Below are 19,989 nucleotides of genomic sequence, written 5' to 3' on the forward strand. Positions count from 1 at the left end.
ATTATTTGCTCGATGACAGTGCGCCAGTGGCGGTTCTGACCCAGAGCCGTCTGCGTGAGCGCCTGCCGGCTCTGAGCGTGCCGGTGATCGACCTTGATCGCCGCACCTGGCCGCAGCGCGTTACCCATGATCCACAAGTGCCGGGCATGAGCACTGCGCACCTGGCCTACGTGATTTACACCTCCGGCTCCACCGGCCTGCCCAAAGGCGTGATGGTCGAACACCACACCTTGAGCAACCTGGTCGATTGGCATTGCACAGCGTTCGACCTGTGCGCGGGGCGCCACACTTCAAGCCTCGCCGGGTTCGGTTTCGATGCGATGGCCTGGGAAGTCTGGCCGGCGCTGTGCGCAGGCGCGACCCTGCATCTGGCACCGACCCATGAGGGCGGCGAAGACATCGACGCGTTGCTTGAATGGTGGCGCGCGCAACCGCTGGACGTGAGCTTCCTGCCGACACCGGTGGCCGAATACGCCTTCAGCCAGAACCTCGAACACCCGACCCTGCGCACACTGTTGATCGGTGGTGACCGCTTGCGTCAGTTCAACCGCAACCAGCATTTCGACGTGATCAACAACTACGGCCCGACCGAGGCCACGGTGGTCGCGACCTCCGGTCTGGTGCAAAGCGGCGACGCGCTGCACATCGGCAAACCGGTGAGCAACGCCACGGTGTACCTGCTCGATGAACAACAACGCCCGGTGCCGATTGGCGTTGCCGGCGAGTTGTATGTCGGCGGTGCCGGCGTCGCCCGGGGCTACCTGAATCGCCCGCAGATGACTGCCGAGCGTTTCCTGCGTGACCCGTTCAGCAGTGCGCCGAATGCTCGGATGTACCGCACCGGCGATCTTGCGCGCTGGCGCGAGGACGGCACCATCGAATACCTGGGGCGCAATGACGATCAGGTGAAAATTCGCGGCGTGCGCATCGAACTGGGGGAAATCGAAACCTGCCTCAACCAGTTGCCGGGGATTCAGGAAGCGGTGCTGCTGGCCCGCGAAGACCAGCCCGGCCAGCCACGGCTGGTGGCGTACTTCACCGAACAGGCCCAGGTCGAAGCCTTGCCGGTGGGCGAGTTGCGTGCGCAGTTGCTCAGCCGTTTGCCGGAGTACATGGTGCCGACGGCGTTCGTCCGGCTCGCCGCACTGCCGCTGACCGCCAACGGCAAGGTCGACCGCAAGGCTCTGCCGGCACCGGAGCTGACGGCGCTGTTCACCCGCGAATACGTGGCACCCGAAGGCGAGGTGGAAACCGCACTGGCGCGCATCTGGGTCGACGTGCTGCAGGTCGAGCGGGTCGGGCGTCAGGATCACTTTTTCGAACTCGGCGGCCACTCGCTGCTGGCGATGCGCATGGTTGCGCAGGTGCGTCAGCGGCTGGGGGTCGAACTGGCGCTGAGCGATCTGTTCGCCAATGCCGAACTGGCGGCGGTGGCTGCCGTCCTCAGTGAGGCCGGGCGTTGCACCCAGCCGCAGATGCTGCCGGTGCCGCGCGACGGCGCCTTGCCGCTGTCGTTCGCCCAGCAGCGCCTGTGGTTTCTGGCGCAAATGGAAGGCGCCAACACCGCCTACAACATTCCCGTGGCCCTGCGCCTGCGCGGGCGCTTGCATGACGATGCGCTGCAACGCGCACTGGCGCGGATCGTCGCCCGCCACGAAACCTTGCGCAGCCGCTTCACTCAGTACAACGACGAAGCGCAGGTGCTGATTGCGCCGGTGGATACCGGTCTGTTGCTGCGCGTCGAAGATCTGCGCCAGCACCGGCAACCCGACGAAGCCTTGCAGGCGCTGATTCAGGGCGAAGCGTCGGGGCCGTTCGACTTGCAGGACGATCCGCTGATTCGCGGTCGTCTGGTGCTGCTGGCCGACGATCACCATGTGCTGTTGCTGACCCTGCACCACATCATCTCCGATGGCTGGTCGATGGGCGTACTGACCCGCGAATTGATGACGCTGTACCAGGCGTTCAGTCACGGTCAGCCGGATCCATTGCCGCCGCTGACGCTGCAATACACCGATTACGCAATCTGGCAGCGGCGCTGGCTCAGCGGTGAAGTGCTGCAGCGCCAGAGTGAGTTCTGGCAACAGACGCTGGCCGGGGCGCCGGCGTTGCTGATGCTGCCGAGCGACCGTCCGCGTCCGGCGCAGCAGGACTACGCCGGCAGCAGTGTCGCGGTGGTACTCGACGAACGCCTCAGCGCCGGGCTCAAGGCGTTGGGGCAGCGGCATGGCGTGACCCTGTACATGACGCTGATGAGTGCCTGGGCAATGTTGCTCAGTCGTTTGTCCGGTCAGGCGGAGGTGGTGATCGGTTCGCCGGTGGCCAACCGCAACCGCGCCGAGATCGAAGGGCTGATCGGCATGTTCGTCAACACGTTGGCCCTGCGCATCGACACGTCGGGTGAACTCAGCGTCGAAGGGCTGCTGGCGCGGGTCAAGGCGCTGACGCTGGCGGCGCAGGCGCATCAGGATCTGCCGTTCGAGCAGGTGGTGGAAATCGTCCGGCCGGTGCGCAGTCTGGCGCACAGTCCGCTGTTCCAGACCTTGCTCAGTTGGGACGGTCTGGAAAGCCCGGCGCTGGCTCTGGGTGACCTGAGCCTGGAAGGCGTGGCCGAACCGAGCCACTTTGCCAAGTTCGATTTGTCGTTGAGTCTGAGTGACGCCGGCGGGGCGATTCGCGGGTCGCTGGAGTACGCCACGGCGCTGTTCGATGAAGCCACGGTGCAGCGCTTTGTCGGGTACTTCGAGCGCTTGTTGCAGGCGATGGTTGCCAACGATCAGGCAGTGCTTGAGCACGCACCGCTGTTGCTGCAGCAAGAGCAGCAGCGCTTGCTGGTCGAGTTCAATGCCACAGCGGTCGATTACAACCTCGAGCAGACGATTCATGGGCTGTTCGAGGCGCAAGTGCAGCGCTCGCCGCAGGCGCCGGCGGTGGTGGCCGCTGAGCAGTCGCTGACCTTCGCCGAACTCAATGAGCGGGCCAATCAACTGGCGCGGCACTTGCGTGGGGTGGGGGTGCAGGCCGATTCGCGGGTGGCGATCTGCGTCGAGCGGGGGCTGGACATGGTGGTCGGGCTGCTGGCGATTCTCAAGGCCGGCGGCGGTTACGTGCCTCTGGACCCGGCTTACCCGTTGGAGCGTCTGGCCTACATGCTGGAGGACAGTGCGCCACTGGCGGTGTTGGTGCAGGGTTCGACTCGCTCGTTGCTCGGCGAGGTCACGGTGCCGCTGATTGATCTGGATCAGCCGCACTGGCAATCGCAACCGGCGGACAATCTGTCAGCACCGGAATTGACCCCGCACCACACGGCTTACGTGATTTACACCTCGGGTTCCACCGGGCAACCCAAAGGCGTGATCAACGAACACGCCGGGGTGGTCAACCGCTTGTTGTGGATGCAGGACGCTTATCAGCTGACGGCAGCCGATTCCGTACTTCAAAAGACGCCGTTCAGCTTCGACGTGTCGGTGTGGGAGTTCTTCTGGCCGTTGATGACCGGCGCCCGACTGGTCATGGCAAGGCCCGAGGGGCACAAGGATCCGCAGTACCTCAGCGAAGTGATCGAGCGCGAGCACATCACCACGCTGCACTTTGTGCCGTCGATGCTCGACGTGTTCCTCGCCCACGGCGACACCACGCATTGCAGCGGATTGCGTCAGGTCATGTGCAGTGGCGAAGCCCTGCCGGGCAGCATCGTTCGGCGTTTCAAACAGCAAGTGCCGGGCGCAGCGTTGCACAACCTGTACGGCCCGACCGAAGCGGCGGTAGACGTCACCGCGTGGGATTGCGCCGGGCCGCTGGAGCAAACCCCGGACAACACGCCGATCGGCAAACCGATCGCCAACACCCGCCTGTACATCCTCGATGCGCAACAACAGCCCGTGCCCCAAGGCGTGGTCGGCGAGTTGTACATCGGCGGCGTGCAGGTGGCCCGTGGTTATCTGAACCGCCCGGAACTGAGCGCCGAACGCTTCCTCGACGATCCGTTTCAAGCAAAAGGACGCATGTACCGCACCGGCGATGTCGCGCGCTATCTGGCCGACGGCAATATCGAATACCTCGGCCGCAACGACGATCAGGTGAAGATCCGCGGCTTGCGCATCGAACTCGGTGAAATCCAGGCCCGCCTGACCCAGGTCGATGGTGTGCAGGAAGCCGCCGTGCTGGCTCGCGAAGACGTACCTGGCGACAAGCGTCTGGTCGCGTATTACACCGGCGCGGCGCTGGACATCGAGGCACTGCGCCGGCAATTGCTGGAGCATTTGCCGGACTACATGGTGCCTGCCGTGTTCGTGCATCTCGACACATTGCCGCTCAGCCCCAACGGCAAACTTGACCGCAAGGCGCTACCGGCGCCGGATCTGACCGCGATGACCTCGCGCGAATACGAAGCCCCGGTCGGCGAAGTGGAAATCGCGCTGGCGCAACTCTGGGCCGAACTGCTCAACGTCGAGCGGGTAGGGCGTCACGACCATTTCTTTGAACTGGGCGGCCACTCTTTGCTGGCGGTCAACCTGGTGGCGAAAATGCGCCGCGCCGGCCTGAGCGCCGACATTCGTGTGCTGTTCAACCAGCCGACGCTGGCCGCACTCGCCGCTGCAGTCGGTGGCGAGCCGGACGCGGAAGTGCCGGCCAACCGCATCCCTGCGGATTGCACGCAGATCACGCCGGATCTGCTGCCGCTGGTGACGCTCGACCAGCCAACCCTTGACCGTATTGTCGCCAGCATCCCCGGCGGTGCGGCCAACGTGCAGGACATCTACCCACTGGCGCCGTTGCAGACCGGCATCCTGTTCCATCATTTGTCTGCCGCTCAGGGCGATCCGTATGTGTTGCAGGCGCAGTTCGCGTTTGCCGATGAACAACGTCTGAACAGCTTTACCCAAGCCTTGCAGCAGGTGATCCAGCGTCATGACATTCTGCGCACCTCGCTGTTCTGGGACGGCCTGCCAGACCCGGTGCAAGTGGTCTGGCGGCAGGCATCGCTGGTCTGTGAAAACGTCGCGCTGGAAGCGGCGGACGTTGATGCACTGGCGCAGTTGCGCTGCCACTTTGACGCCGGGCATTACCGCATGGCCGTCGATCAGGCACCGCTGATGCGTGTGGTCCACACCTGGGACGCGGCCAATCAACGTGTCGTTGCGTTGCTGCTGTTCCATCACCTGGTGATGGATCACGTGGCGCTGGAGGTGCTGCAACAGGAAATGCAGGCCTTCCTCGTTGGCCAGCCGCAACGCCTGCCCGAGCCGGTGCCGTACCGCAATTACGTGGCGCACACTCTGGCGGGGCTGAGCGATGAGCGGCACGAAGGCTTCTTCCGCGAGATGCTCGGCGATGTCGACGAACCGACCTTGCCATACGGCCAGAACCCGGCCCTGGAAGAACAGGCGCAGAAGGCTCAGCTGACTCTCGATGCCACGCTGAACCACGAGATCCGCCGTCAGGCCCGGCGCCTCGGTGTCAGTGCTGCGAGTCTGATGCACCTGGCCTGGGCGCAGGTGCTGGGGCAATTGTCGGGGCGCGACGACGTGGTGTTCGGCACGGTGTTGCTCGGGCGCTTGCAGGGCGGCGAGGGGGCGGAACGGGCTCTCGGGGTGTTCATCAACACCTTGCCGCTGCGCCTTGATTTGCGCGCGCACAGCGTCAAGGGCGCGGCGCTGGCCACGCACCAACGCCTGAGCCAGTTGCTGCAGCACGAACACGCGCAGCTGGCGCGCATCCAGCATTGCAGCGCGATGGCGCCGACCACGCCGCTGTTCAGTACGCTGTTCAATTACCGTCACGGCGCCTCGTCGGGCGCGCCTTCTGCCGAAGCCACAGCGGCGTGGCACGGCATGCAATTGCTTGAGGCCGAAGAGCACAGCAACTATCGCCTGACCCTCAGCGTCGATGACTTCGGCGAAGGTTTCAGCCTGACCGCACTGGCCGGTGCCGGCCTCGATGCACGGCGCATTTGCAGCTATTTGCAGTGCGCCTTGCACGCCTTGCTGGAGGCGCTGGAACACGCGCCGCATCAGGGTTTTGAGCACGTGTCGATTTTGCCGGCCGATGAACGCGCACAGCTATTGATCGACTTCAACGCCACCCGCGCCGATTATCCGCAAGGGCTGACGATCGCTCAGCGCTTCGAACAGCAAGTGGCCGAGCGGCCGGACGCGCCGGCAGCGGTGTTTGCCGAGGCCCCCCTGAGTTATGCCGGGTTGAATCGACAGGCCAACGCACTGGCGCATCATCTGATTGCGTCGGGGGTGAAGCCCGACGACCGCGTGGCCATCGTCGCCCGTCGTGGCCTCGATACGCTGGTCGGGCTGGTGGCGATTCTCAAGGCTGGCGCCGGTTATGTGCCAATCGATCCGGCGCATCCGGCCGAGCGCTTGAACTACCTGTTGACGGACAGTGCGCCAGTCGCCGTGCTTACCCAAAGTACGTTGCGCGAACGTCTGCCAGCATTGGCAGTGCCGGTGATCGACCTTGACCGGCACCTGTGGCCAAGCGACCACAACGACAATCCCGTTCTGCCGGGCCTGACCCCGCAGCATCTGGCTTATGTGATCTACACCTCCGGCTCCACCGGCCTGCCCAAAGGCGTGATGGTTGAACACCATACGCTGAGCAATCTGGTCGATTGGCACTGCGAGGCATTCGAGTTGCGCGCCGGCGGCCAAACGTCAAGCCTGGCCGGGTTCGGCTTCGACGCGATGGCCTGGGAGGTCTGGCCGGCGTTGTGCGTTGGTGCGACCCTGCACCTGGCGCCCACCCATGACGGCAATGAAGACATCGACGCCTTGCTCCACTGGTGGCGCGCACAGCCTTTGGACGTCAGCTTCCTGCCGACCCCGGTGGCCGAATACGCCTTCAGCCAGAATCTGCCGCATCCGACCCTGAAAACCCTGTTGATTGGCGGCGATCGTCTGCGCCGGTTCAACGCCAACCAGCCGTTCCGGGTGATCAACAACTACGGCCCGACCGAGGCCACGGTGGTGGCGACCTCCGGAACGGTCGAAGCCGGGCAGGCGTTGCATATCGGCAAACCGGTGAGCAACGCCACGGTGTATCTGCTCGATGAACAGCAACGACCCGTGCCGCTGGGAGTGATGGGCGAGTTGTACGTCGGCGGTGCCGGCGTGGCCCGGGGTTATCTGAATCGTCCGGAACTGACGGCGGAACGCTTCCTGCACGACCCGTTCAGCACGGCGCCGAATGCACGCATGTACCGCAGCGGCGACCTGGCGCGCTGGCGCGAGGACGGCACCCTGGAATACCTCGGGCGCAACGATGATCAGGTCAAGATCCGTGGCGTACGCATCGAACCGGGCGAAATCGAAACCTGCCTCAACCAACTCGACGCAATCAGGGACGCGGTGTTGCTGGCCCGTGAGGATGAGCCCGGCCAGCCACGGCTGGTGGCGTATTACACCGAACAGGGCGAGTCGCTGAGCGTTGGCCAGTTGCGCGCACACCTGCTGGCGCAACTGCCGGAGTACATGGTGCCTGCCGCTTTTGTCAGGCTCGATGCATGGCCGTTGACCGCCAACGGCAAGGTTGACCGCAAGGCCTTGCCGGCACCGGATCTGGCCGCGCTGTTGACCCGCGAGTACGCCGCGCCGCAAGGCGAGCCGGAAACCACCCTGGCGCAGATCTGGGCCGAGGTGCTGCAGGTGGAGCGGGTCGGACGCCATGATCATTTCTTCGAACTCGGCGGCCACTCGCTGCTGGCGATGCGCATGGTCGCTCAGGTGCGCCAGCAACTGGGCCTGGAACTGGCCCTGACCGACCTCTTCGCCAACCCTGAACTGGCGGCCGTTGCCCGGTGCCTGTACGCAGCGGACGTCAGCAGCCGGACGCAAATCCTGCCGGTCACGCGTGACGGCACCTTGTCCTTCGCCCAGCAGCGCCTGTGGTTCCTGGCGCAGATGGCGGGCGGTAACTCGGCGTACAACATTCCGATTGGCCTGCATTTGCGCGGGCGGCTCGACGGTGACGCCCTGCAACGTTCGCTGGCGCAGATCGTGGCGCGTCACGAAACCTTGCGCAGCCGTTTCCTGAGCATTGACGATGCAGCGCAGGTCGCTATCGCCCCGGTCGGCAGCGGCATGGTGTTGCAGGTCGCAGACCTGCGCCGGCACTCGCAGGCCGAAGCGACCTTGCAAACGTTGACAGCACAGGAAGCCGCGACAGCGTTCGATCTGCAGAACGATCCGCCGATTCGCGGACGTCTGGTACGAATGGCCGACGAGCATCACGTGCTGTTGCTGACCGTGCATCACATCGTCGCCGACGGCTGGTCGATGGGCGTGCTGACCCGCGAGCTGATGGCGCTGTATCAGGCGTTCAGCCACGGACAGCCCGATCCATTGCCGCCGCTGGCGTTGCAATACGGCGACTACGCGGTCTGGCAACGGCGCTGGCTCAGTGGCGAGGTGTTGCAGCGCCAGAGCGATTACTGGCAGCAGACCCTCGCCGGCGCGCCGGCCCTGTTGACCTTGCCCACCGACCGGCCGCGTCCGGCGCAGCAGGATTACGCCGGGCGTCGCGTCGAAGTGCTGCTGGATGCGCGCCTGAGTGCCGGGCTCAAGGCCTTGAGTCAGCGGCATGGCGTCACCTTGTTCATGACCGTGCTCAGTGCCTGGTCGCTGTTGATGAGTCGGTTGTCCGGGCAGGCCGACGTGGTGATCGGCGCGCCAGTGGCCAACCGCACCCGTGCCGAGATCGAAGGCTTGATCGGCATGTTCGTCAACACCCTGGCCTTGCGCATCGACACCTCCGGCGCACCGAGCGTCGAAGCGCTGCTGGCGCGGGTCAAGGCGGTGACGCTGGCTGCGCAGGCCCATCAGGATCTGCCGTTCGAGCAGGTGGTGGAAATCGTCAGGCCGCTGCGCAGTCTGGCCCACAGTCCGTTGTTCCAGACCACCTTGAGCTGGGACAGCAGCGTCGGGCCGGATCTGGCGCTGGGCGAACTGACCCTGCAAGCGCTGGCCAGCGCCGGCGATGTTGCCAAGTTCGACCTGACCTTGACCCTGGGCGAAGTCGGCGAGGGGATTCGCGGTTCGCTCGAATACGCCACGGCGTTGTTCGATGAAGCGACGATCCTGCGTTATGTCGGCTACTTCCAGCGACTATTGGCGGCCATGGTCGGCGATGATCACGCGGTACTGGAGCAGGTGCCGTTGCTGGCGGCGGACGAGCGTCAGCGCTTGCTGCACGACTTCAACGCCACCGCCCGTGACTACCCGCAGGCGCTGACCGTGCACGGGGTGTTCCAGCAACAGGCGGCGGCGCATCCCAAAGCGGTGGCGGCGGTGCATGGTGCGCAGTCGCTGAGCTACTTCGAGCTGAATGCACGGGCCAATCGTCTGGCCCATCACTTGATCGGCCACGGCGTGCAACCGGGGGATCGCGTGGCGATCCTGCTGCCGCGGTCGCTGGAATTGCTGGTCGCACAACTGGCGATTGCCAAGTGTGCGGCAGCTTACGTGCCGCTGGATATCCATGCACCGAGCGAACGTCAGGCATTCATGGTCGAGGACTGTCAGGCCGTGGCGTTGCTGACCCTCAGCAGCGAAGCGATCGACTTTAGCGTGGCGCGCATCGACCTGGATCGCCTGACGCTCAGCGACCAGCCGACGCACAACCCGAATCGGCTACAGTCCTCGGAATCGCTGGCGTACGTCATGTACACCTCGGGCTCCACGGGCACCCCGAAAGGTGTGATGGTGCCGCACCGTGGCATCGGCCGCCTGGTGCTGAACAACGGCTATGCCGATTTCAATGCGCAGGACCGCGTGGTGTTCGCCTCGAACCCGGCGTTCGATGCCAGCACCATGGACATCTGGGGGCCGCTGCTCAATGGCGGGCGCGTGGTGGTCATCGACCATCAGACCCTGCTCGACCCGCACGCCTTTGGCCGGGAACTGAGCGCCAGCGGGGCGACGATCCTGTTCGTCACCACGGCGCTGTTCAACCAGTACGTGCAACTGATTCCGCAGGCGCTCAAAGACCTGCGCATTCTGTTGTGCGGGGGCGAGCGCGGCGATCCGGCGGCGTTCCGCACGCTGCTGGCCGAGGCGCCGGCGCTGCGCCTCGTGCATTGCTACGGCCCGACTGAAACCACCACCTACGCGACGACCTTCGAAGTGCAGCAGGTGGCGGAAAACGCCGAGAGCGTGCCGATTGGCGGGCCGATTGCCAACACGCAGGTCTACGTGCTCGATGCCCATCAGCAACTGGTGCCCCAGGGCGTGACCGGCGAGTTGTACATCGGCGGGCAGGGCGTGGCGCTGGGGTATCTCAACCGTGCGGATCTGACCGCCGAGAAATTCCTCCGTGATCCGTTCAGCGACCAGCCCGGCGCGCTGCTGTATCGCACTGGCGACCTCGTGCGGTGGCTGGCGCCGGGGCAACTGGAGTGCATCGGGCGTAACGATGATCAAGTGAAAATTCGCGGCTTCCGCATCGAACTCGGGGAAATCGAAAATCGCTTGCTCAACTGCGCCGGGATCAAGGAAGCGGTGGTGCTGGCGCGCCGCGACGGCCAGGAAAACGCACGTCTGGTGGCGTACTACACCGTCCACGATCAATCCGTAGACAGTGCCGACCTGCACGCGCAATTGCAGGCACGGCTGCCGGAATACATGGTGCCGAGCGCCTGGGTGCAACTTGAGGCCCTGCCGCTGAACAACAACGGCAAGATCGACCGCAAGGCCCTGCCGGCACCGACGCAGGCGGCACTGCTCAGCCGGGTCTATGTGGCCCCGGCGACGCCTTTGGAACAGCGCCTGGCCCAGGTCTGGGCCGAGGTGTTGCAGGTTGCCCAGGTCGGGCGTCACGACAACTTCTTTGAACTGGGCGGGCACTCGCTGTTGGCGATGCGCATGCTGTCGCAGGTACGCCAGCAACTGGGCGTGGAGCTGACATTGGCCGAGCTGTTTGCCAATCCGGAGCTGGCGGCCGTGGCCGAGGTGCTCAGCCGCGCCGGGCGCAGCACGTTGCCGGACATTCTGCCGGCGCCGCGTGATCAAGCGTTGCCGCTATCGTTTGCCCAACAGCGTCTGTGGTTCCTGGCACAAATGGGCGGTGGCCACTCGGCGTACAACATCCCGGTCGGCCTGCGCCTGCGCGGGCGCCTCGATGAAGTGGCCCTGCAACGGGCACTGGCGCGGATCGTCGCACGCCATGAAACCCTGCGCAGCCGCTTTATCCAGCGCGACGACGAGGCGCAGGTGCTGATCCGGGAGGAGCAGAGCGGTTTGCTGCTGCAGGTCGAAGACTTGCGTGAGCACCCGCAGGCCGATGACGCCTTGCGTCGCTTGAGCGAGGCCGAAGCGTCGGCGCCGTTCAATCTGCAACATGATTTGCTGATCCGTGGCCGTCTGGTGCGGCTGGCCGACGATCACCACGTGCTGTTGCTGACGCTGCACCACATCATCTCCGACGGCTGGTCGATGGGCGTGCTGACCCGCGAGCTGGCGGCGCTGTATCAGGCGTTCAGCCACGGCGAAGCCGATCCGCTGCCGCCACTGCTGCTGCAATACACCGATTACGCGGTGTGGCAGCGGCGCTGGCTCAGTGGCGAGGTGCTGCAACGCCAGAGCGATTACTGGCAACAGACCCTGGCCGGTGCGCCGGCCTTGCTGACCTTGCCCACCGACCGGCCGCGTCCGGCGCAACAGGATCACAGCGGCGGCAGCGTCGAGGTGGTGTTGGGCGAGCCGGTCAGTGCCGGGCTCACGGCGCTGTGCCAGCGTCGCGCAGTGACGCCGTACATGGTGATCATGAGCGCGTGGGCGATGACCCTCAGTCGCCTGTCCGGCCAGGCCGATGTGGTCATCGGTTCGCCGGTGGCCAACCGCACCCGCGCCGAGATCGAAGGCTTGATCGGCATGTTCGTCAACACCCTGGCCTTGCGCATCGACACCTCCGGCGAGCCGAGTGGCGAAGCCTTGCTGGCGCGTGTCAAGGCGCAAACCCTGCAGGCGCAGGCGCATCAGGACCTGCCGTTCGAGCAGGTGGTGGACATTTGCAAACCGCTGCGCAGCCTGTCCCATAGCGCGCTGTTCCAGACCCTGTTGAGCTGGGACAACAACGATGGGCCGAGTGTGAAACTGGGTGACCTGACTCTCGAAGGCGTGGCCGGGGCAGGGCGCTTCGTCAAGTTCGACCTGTCGTTGACCCTGGGCGCGCACGCGGACGGGATTCGCGGTGCGCTGAACTACGCCACGGCGTTGTTCGACGAGTCGACGATCCGCCGCTTTGTCGGTTATTTCCAGCAACTGCTGACGGCGCTGGTCAGCGATGATCAGACGGTGCTGGCGCAGGTGCCGTTGCTCGACGCGCAGGAACGTCAGCGCTTGTTGATCGACTACAACGCGACCGAGGTCGATTGCCCGCTGGAGCAACCGCTGCACCGTTTGTTCGAGGAACAGGCACGGCTCAAACCGCAGGCGCTGGCGGTGCAGTCCGACGCTGGCAGTCTGACGTACCGCGAGCTTGATCAGCGCGCCAATCAGCTGGCTCATCACCTGCGTGCGCAAGGCGTGCAGCCGGAGGCGCGAGTGGCGATCTGCGTCGAGCGCGGGCTGGATCTGGTGGTTGGTCTGCTCGGGATTCTGAAAGCGGGCGGGGCGTATGTGCCGCTGGACCCGGGTTATCCGGCGGAACGACTGGCCTACATGCTCAAGGACAGCGCGCCGGTGGCGGTGCTGGTGCAGGCGGCGACGCGTTCGTTGTTCGCCGAGTCGGCGGCCGGGCTGATCGAGCTTGATCGCGGCACCTGGCAGCAGCTGCCGGATCATGCTCCGCAGGTGCCGGGCCTGAGTGCTGCGAACCTTGCGTACATGATCTACACCTCGGGTTCCACGGGGCTGCCGAAGGGCGTGATGATCGAACACCGCAGCGCCTGCAACATGGTGCATTGGGGCTCGCAGATCAGTTCGCCAACCGCGCACGGCGCGTTGTTGCAAAAGGCGCCGTTCAGCTTCGACAGCTCCGTGTGGGAAATCTTCTGGCCGCTGTGTACCGGGTTGCGCCTGGTGCTTGCACGGCCCGACGGCAACCGTGATTCGGCGTATGTGGTGCGGGCCATTCGCGAGCACAACGTGACGGTGGTGAAGTTCGTACCGGCGCTGCTGCAGGACTTTATCGAGCAGGACGATGTCAGCCAGTGCACCAGCCTCACCGATGTGCTGAATGGTGGCGGCGAGCTCAGTGCTGCGCTGGTTCGGCAAGTGCGCCAGCGCCTGCCGTGGGTGCGTTTGCACAACGTCTATGGCCCGACTGAAACCACCGTCGACAGCACCGGCTGGACGCTTGAACCGGGCATGTCGCTGCCGGACAGCGTGGTGCCGATCGGCAAGGCGCTGAGCAACACTCGCCTGTACGTCCTCGATGACCATGATCAACCGGTGCCGCAAGGCGTCAGCGGTCAGTTGCACATCGGCGGCGTGGGGGTGGCGCGGGGTTATCACGGCTTGCCGCAGATGCAGGCCGAGCGCTTTATCGACAGTCCGTTTGTGCCGGGGGACCGGCTGTATCGCACTGGCGATCTGGCGCGCTATTGCCATGACGGCAACCTCGAATTCCTCGGCCGCAACGACTTCCAGATCAAGCTGCGCGGGTTACGTCTGGAACCCGGCGAGATCGAAGCGCGGCTGATTGAGCATCCGGCGCTCCGCGACGCGGTGGTGATGGTGCGCGACGAACGTCTGGTGGCCTGGTACACCGTGCGTGCCGGGATCGAGACGCCAGGTCTGGAAGCCTTGCGCGCGCATGTGCTGGAACGCTTGCCGGAATACATGGTGCCCGGCGCCTTCGTGCTGCTCGATGCGTTGCCGCTGACACCGAACGACAAGGTCGACCGCAAGGCTCTGCCGGAGCCGGGTGTGGACGCGTTGATCAGCCGCCCTTACGTGGCGCCGCAAGGTGAAACCGAAACCACCATGGCGCGGGTCTGGGCCGAGGTGCTGGGTGTCGAACAGGTCGGTCGTCACGACAACTTCTTTGAGCTGGGCGGGCATTCGTTGCTCGCGGTGCGACTGGTCAATCAGCTGCAACGGGCCGGTCTGCAAGTGTCGCTGGCCGAGCTGTTCCAGCACCCGAGTGTCGAATCCGCCGCTGCGTTGCTGGGGCAGGGCGAGAGCGCCGGGGAACCGGACGGACTGGTCGTGGTGCGCGCCGGGGATCACGGTACGCCGTTGTTCCTGCTGCATGAGTTCAGTGGCCGCGACGTGTATTTCCCGACGCTGGCGCAGCATATAGGCGGGACGTTCCCGATTTACGGCCTGCCCGGCGTGCCGCTTGGACAGCCGCAGTTGCGCACCCTTGAGTGCATGGCTCGGCGCATGGCCGGGATCATCCGTTCGGTGCAGGCGCAGGGGCCGTATCGGCTGGCGGGCTGGTCGTTCGGTGGCGTGCTGGCCCATGAGGTCGCCCAGCAGTTGCTCGGTCAGGATCAGGTGGTGGACTTCATCGGCCTGCTCGACAGCTACGCGCCCAACTCGCTGGCGCAGGACAAGGCGCTGTGGAGTGGCGAGGGGCTGGACAAGCGCCAGTTGCTTGGCCATTGCCGTGGCCGTTCGCTGATGCTCGGTGCCGACGGCGCCAGCGCACTGGCGGCGGTGCAGGCGCTGGAAGACGCCGCCGGTGCACTGGATTTCGATCAGTTGTTCCAGCGTTGCCTGGCACAGCACTTGACCGATCCGGAGCTGGCCACGGTCAGCGCTGCGGATGCCCGGCATTACTTTGATCGCGAAGCGGCGCATCGCCTGGCACTAGCGCATTACCGGGTCAGCCCGGCGAGCCAGACGATCCATCTGTTCCGCGCTCAGGAGCTGATGGACGGGCAGTCTCTGCCCAGCCCGACGCGGGGTTGGGAAGCGCGGTTCGCCAGCCATTGGCTGCACTGCATCGACATCCCCGGCGATCACCGCACCATGATGAAGGCGCCGCATATCCAGGCGTTGGGGCAGGCCATCACGCAGGCGCTGGACGCCGTGCAACCCCCTGAGCCTGCGCAGTACCAGCCGCTCCTGACGATCCAGAGCGGACACTTGGGACATGCGCCGATTTTCTGTGTGCCGGGGGCCGGTGACAGCGTCACGGGGTTTATTCACCTGACCGAAGCCATTGGCCCGGAATGGCCGATCATCGGCCTGCAACCGCGGGGGCTGGACGGCATCGGCGTGCCGCACAGTCAGGTCGAGGCGGCTGCGGTGTTCTATCTGCAAGCTGTCGAGCAGCTATACCCGCAAGGCCCGGTGCACCTGATCGGCCATTCGTTCGGCGGTTGGGTCGCGCATGCCATGGCCGCGCAGTTGCAAGCGCAGGGACGTGAAGTGGCGTCGCTGACGTTGATCGACAGCGAGGCGCCGGGCGGCAACGGTACCGCAGGCAAGCCGTATACCGGCACGGCGGCGCTGCAGCGCTTGATCGACACGCTGCAACTGTCCAGCGGCAAGTCGCTGGGCATCGATCCGCAGGCCTTCGTCGACGCCGATGACGCCACGCAACTGCGCCTGCTGCATGCCGGCATGGTCCGCGCCGGCGTGTTGTCGGAGCGCGCGGCGCCGGATGCGATGCACGGCCCGGTGCGTACCTTCGCCACGGCGCTGCGCACGGTCTATCAACCGCCACTGACCTACACCGGGCCGGTGCGGCTGGTGCTGGTCGATGATCCGACCCTGGACGCGTGGGGCAATCAGCGCGAGCAGGCGGCGATGCTTGAAGGCTGGCAGCGTCATGTCAACGACCTCGCCGTGTGGTACGGGCCGGGCAACCATTTCACGATTCTCAAGGCGCCCAACGTCTTCAGCTTCGCGGCGTGGTGGCATGACGGCTTGTCGGTGCCGGTGGGCAAAGTGTTGTCCTGAATATTGTTTTTAAAAAGGAGCCCGGCCGCTGGCCGGGCTCACCCCTGAACGGACTTGTGGTCATTTATGGAAAAGTCGAAGTTGCGCAAAGTCGGTATGGGATTGGCACTGGCGGCAGTGGCCGGGTTGGTGTTCTACACGGTGCAGGCACCGGCCGAGGCACCGCAGTACCTGACCGCCACGGTCGAGCGGGATGATATCGAGAACGCGGTGCTGGCCACTGGCGTGCTTGAAGGGATCAAACAGGTGGATGTCGGCGCGCAGGTCTCCGGCCAGTTGAAGTCGCTCAAGGTCAAGGTCGGCGACAAAGTGAAAAAGGGCCAGTGGCTGGCGGAAATCGATCCGCTGGTGCTGCAAAACACCCTGCGTCAGGCCCAGGTCGATGAAGAGAACCTGCAAGCGCAAAAACGCGCGACCCAGGCCCAGCTCAAGCAGACCAGGGCGATTTACGAGCGCTATCAGAACCTGCAGGAGGATGCTTCGATCTCGCGCCAGGATTTTGAAACCGCTGAGTCGAACTATCAGGTGCAGCAGGCCAACCTGATGTCGCTGGAGGCGCAGATCAAAAGCGCACACATCCAGATCGACACGGCCAAGGTCAACCTGGCCTACACGCGGATTGTCGCGCCGATCGACGGCGATGTAGTCGGCATCGTCACCCAGGAAGGCCAGACGGTGATCGCCAACCAGTTGGCGCCGGTGCTGTTGAAACTGGCGGATCTGGACACCATGACGGTCAAGGCGCAGGTTTCGGAAGCTGATGTGATTCACATCGCGCCGGGGCAGGAGGTGTATTTCACCATTCTCGGTGAGGACAAACGCTATTACGCCAAACTGCGCGGCACCGAACCGGCCCCGCAGAATTTCCTCGAGACCCCGGCGGCCGGTACGCCCAAGCAAAGCAGCGCGGTGTTCTACAACGCCTTGTTCGAGGTGCCTAATCTCGATCACCGTTTGCGCATCTCGATGACGGCGCAGGTGCGGGTGGTGCTCGATACCGCCAAATCGGTGTTGACCATTCCCGTGGCGGCCCTCGGTCCACGCAACGCCGACGGCAGTTTCCCGGTGCGCGTGCTCGACGCCAAGGGCCACGCCCAGTCGCGCAATGTGCAGACCGGGATCAACAACAACGTCAAGGTGCAGGTCAATGCCGGTCTGGCCGAAGGCGACCGTGTGGTGATCGGTGATCCGGTGACGAATGTGGCGGGGGCCTGAGCATGACGCAGCCACTGCTCCAGCTCAGCGGCATCACCCGCAGTTTCACCGCCGGTGACCGCGAATTCCTCGCCCTGAAGAACATCGACCTGACGATCAACGCCGGGGAAATGGTCGCGATCATCGGCGCCTCGGGCTCTGGCAAATCGACCTTGATGAACATCCTCGGGTGCCTCGATTACGCCACGGCGGGCAGCTACAAAATCAACGGCCAGGAAACCCGCGACCTCGACAATCAGGCCCTCGCCGAACTGCGTCGTGACTATTTCGGTTTCATCTTCCAGCGCTACCACTTGCTGCCGCACCTGAGCGCCATGCACAACGTCGAGATGCCGGCGATTTATGCCGGCACGCCACAGCTGCAGCGCCACGCCCGCGCCCGCGAGCTGTTGGCGCGGCTGGGCCTGGAAGAACATCTGAGCCACCGGCCGAGCCAGCTCTCCGGCGGCCAGCAGCAGCGCGTGAGTATCGCCCGGGCGTTGATGAACGGCGGCGAAGTGATCCTCGCCGACGAACCCACCGGCGCCCTCGACACCACCAGCGGCAAGGAAGTGATGCGCATCCTGCTGGAGCTGCACGCGGCCGGGCACACGGTGATTCTGGTGACCCACGACCCGAAAGTCGCAGCCAATGCCGAGCGCATCATCGAAGTCAGCGACGGCGAAATCCTCAGCGACCGCACGAACGAACGTGACACCACGCACCTGCTCAGTGAAGAACCAGTGACCCCCAAAGCCACCGCCACGCGCCGTCTGGTAGCCAGCCTTGGCCTGTTCAAGGAAGCCTTCAGCATGGCCTGGATCGCGCTGGTGTCGCACCGCATGCGCACGTTGCTGACCATGCTCGGCATCGTCATCGGCATCACCTCGGTGGTGTCGATCTCGGCGGTCGGCGAGGGTGCCAAGCGCTACGTGCTCAAGGACATCGCGGCCATCGGCAGTAATACCATCGACGTGTTTCCCGGGCGAAGTTACGGCGACAAGCGCGCCGCCTCCATTGAAACCCTGGTGCCCGCCGACGTCACGGCGCTGAATCAGTTGTACTACGTCGACAGCGCCACGCCGATGATTGGCCGTAGCCTGTTGCTGCGCTATCGCAATATCGACGTGGATGCGCAGGTCAACGGCGTCAGCGATCAGTATTTCAAAGTGCGCGGGATCAGGATGGCCGAGGGCATCGCATTCAGCGAAAGCGATGCGCGGCGTCAGGCCCAGGTGGTGGTGATCGATCACAACACCCGCCAGCGTTTGTTCGGTGAGGGAGTCGATCCGTTGGGGCAGGTGATTTTGATCGGCAACCTGCCGTGCACGGTGATCGGGGTTGCTGCGGAAAACAAAAACCTGTTCGCTTCAGGCAAGACCCTCAACGTCTGGGTGCCCTATGAAACCGCCGCCGGCCGGGTGCTGGGCCAGCGTTATCTGGATAGCATCAGCGTGCGCATGAAGGACGGCCAGCCGAGCAAAGTGGTGGAAGAGCACGTTATTCAGTTGTTGCAGCAGCGCCACGGCACCAAGGATTTCTTCACCAACAACCTCGACAGCGTCTTGCAGACCGTGCAGAAAACCAGCCGCTCGCTGGCCTTGCTGCTGTCGTTGATCGCGGTGATTTCGCTGGTGGTCGGTGGTATCGGAGTGATGAACATCATGCTGGTGTCAGTCACCGAACGCACCCGCGAGATTGGCATCCGCATGGCGGTGGGGGCGCGGCAGTCGGACATTCGTCAGCAGTTTCTGGTGGAGGCCGTGATGGTCTGTCTGTTGGGCGGGGCGATCGGGATTTCGCTGTCCTACGGCATCGGCCATTTGTTTTCGGTGTTCATCAAGGAATGGGAAATGGTCTTCTCCCTCGCGTCGGTGCTCACAGCGGTGATCTGCTCGACCCTGATCGGCATCGTCTTCGGCTTCGTCCCGGCCCGCAACGCCTCGCGGCTCGATCCAATCGAAGCACTGGCCCGTGACTGAATAGCTGATTGCCCCAAGGAGTTGCCGCAGGCTGCGGCAGCTCCTTGGGGGAATGCGGATGGGATCAGGCTGCGGTGGAGGCCGAGGTGTCCTGAGGCGAATACATCCAGCGCATCAACGAATGGCGTCCGCTGATCCCCAGCTTGATCGCCGCGCGTTTGAGATAGCTTTCCACGGTGTTGACCTTCAACTGCAACAGCTCCGCCAGTTCCGGGGCGGTACGCCCGGCCAGCAGGCCGACGCACACCTCGGTTTCGCGGTTCGACAGGCTCAGTCCCAATTGTTCCAGACGCTCGGTGAAACGCAGGCGCAGGGTTTGCAGGCCGCTGCCTTCCGCTGCCTCGGCGAGAGTCGCCGTGTCATGGTTCGTCGGCTGCAGGGCGCTGATGTGTTTTTCCACCATCGGCAGCAGCACCGGCGAGATGTCCTGCAACAAGCTGCGTTCCTGCGCCGAAAACCGCTGCGACTGCGCATTGCGGTACACCGAAATCACGTAGCGAAAACCGTCCTTACGGCGGGTCAGGTGCAGTTGCGAGGCATCGGCCACGCTCGAAGAATCCGCTGCGTGCGGCGCATGGGCCGCCGCAGCGCTGTGTTCGGAGAATAGCGTCTCTGCCAGTTGCGCCGAGTCTTTGACCGGCCCCGGCTCACCACGACTGGCGGCGCGGCTCACCGGTTCGACGCGCATCTGCCGGATGTGCGTGGCGTCCACTGCCAACTGGGTGAGGATCAGGTCATGCAGCATGCGCGGGAAGTGCCGGCTGCCGGTGCTGGCAATCACTTTGCCGATGTGGGGAAACAGGTGTGAATTCATATGCGTCATCCATGAATGTACGTAGAGACAGACTTCCAGCCGCGCCGCCGACGATCTCCCTGAACGGCAAACACGCGCTGCATTGGATCCTATCCTAGTACAACGTTTTAGCGACCGTTTAATGAAGGTGTTATTA

Annotated in this window: 4 protein-coding genes (1 of these 4 running past the window's edge); 3 read left to right on the forward strand and 1 reads right to left on the reverse strand. The window is 64.5% G+C overall.

Annotated elements, in window-relative coordinates; all coding sequences use genetic code 11:
* The 3 genes from PseuLF5_RS01160 to PseuLF5_RS01170 form a co-directional block, all read left to right on the forward strand.
* Window positions 1-15,863: the 3' portion of a non-ribosomal peptide synthase/polyketide synthase gene (locus PseuLF5_RS01160; protein WP_340132722.1), read on the forward strand. Its footprint begins 1,960 nt before the window's first position; the window shows 15,863 of its 17,823 coding nt (coding positions 1,961-17,823); its start codon lies off the left edge, out of view; its stop codon occupies window positions 15,861-15,863.
* Between the two features lie 66 nt (window positions 15,864-15,929).
* Entirely contained in the window at window positions 15,930-17,078 is a 1,149-nt protein-coding gene (gene macA, locus PseuLF5_RS01165) for a macrolide transporter subunit MacA (RefSeq protein ID WP_267800754.1), read from the forward strand.
* 2 nt (window positions 17,079-17,080) lie between these two features.
* Entirely contained in the window at window positions 17,081-19,039 is a 1,959-nt protein-coding gene (locus PseuLF5_RS01170; RefSeq protein WP_186748144.1) for a MacB family efflux pump subunit, read from the forward strand.
* A 64-nt stretch (window positions 19,040-19,103) separates the two neighbouring features.
* Here PseuLF5_RS01170 and PseuLF5_RS01175 read toward each other — a convergent pair whose 3' ends face one another.
* Window positions 19,104-19,853, reverse strand: coding sequence for a response regulator transcription factor (locus PseuLF5_RS01175; protein ID WP_340132723.1), 750 nt, complete (start codon window positions 19,851-19,853; stop codon window positions 19,104-19,106).
* Between the last annotated feature and the right edge of the window lie 136 nt (window positions 19,854-19,989).

The sequence above is a fragment of the Pseudomonas sp. LF-5 genome, assembly GCF_037626295.1.
In the GTDB taxonomy this organism is placed as follows: Bacteria; Pseudomonadota; Gammaproteobacteria; order Pseudomonadales; family Pseudomonadaceae; genus Aquipseudomonas; species Aquipseudomonas monsensis.

Excerpts from the sequence above, each read along its gene's own strand:
- macA (WP_267800754.1), top strand. The coding sequence starts at position 15,930 with ATGGAAAAGTCGAAGTTGCGCAAAGTCGGTATGGGATTGGCACTGGCG.
- PseuLF5_RS01170 (WP_186748144.1), top strand. The coding sequence starts at position 17,081 with ATGACGCAGCCACTGCTCCAGCTCAGCGGCATCACCCGCAGTTTCACC.
- PseuLF5_RS01175 (WP_340132723.1), bottom strand. The coding sequence starts at position 19,853 with ATGAATTCACACCTGTTTCCCCACATCGGCAAAGTGATTGCCAGCACC.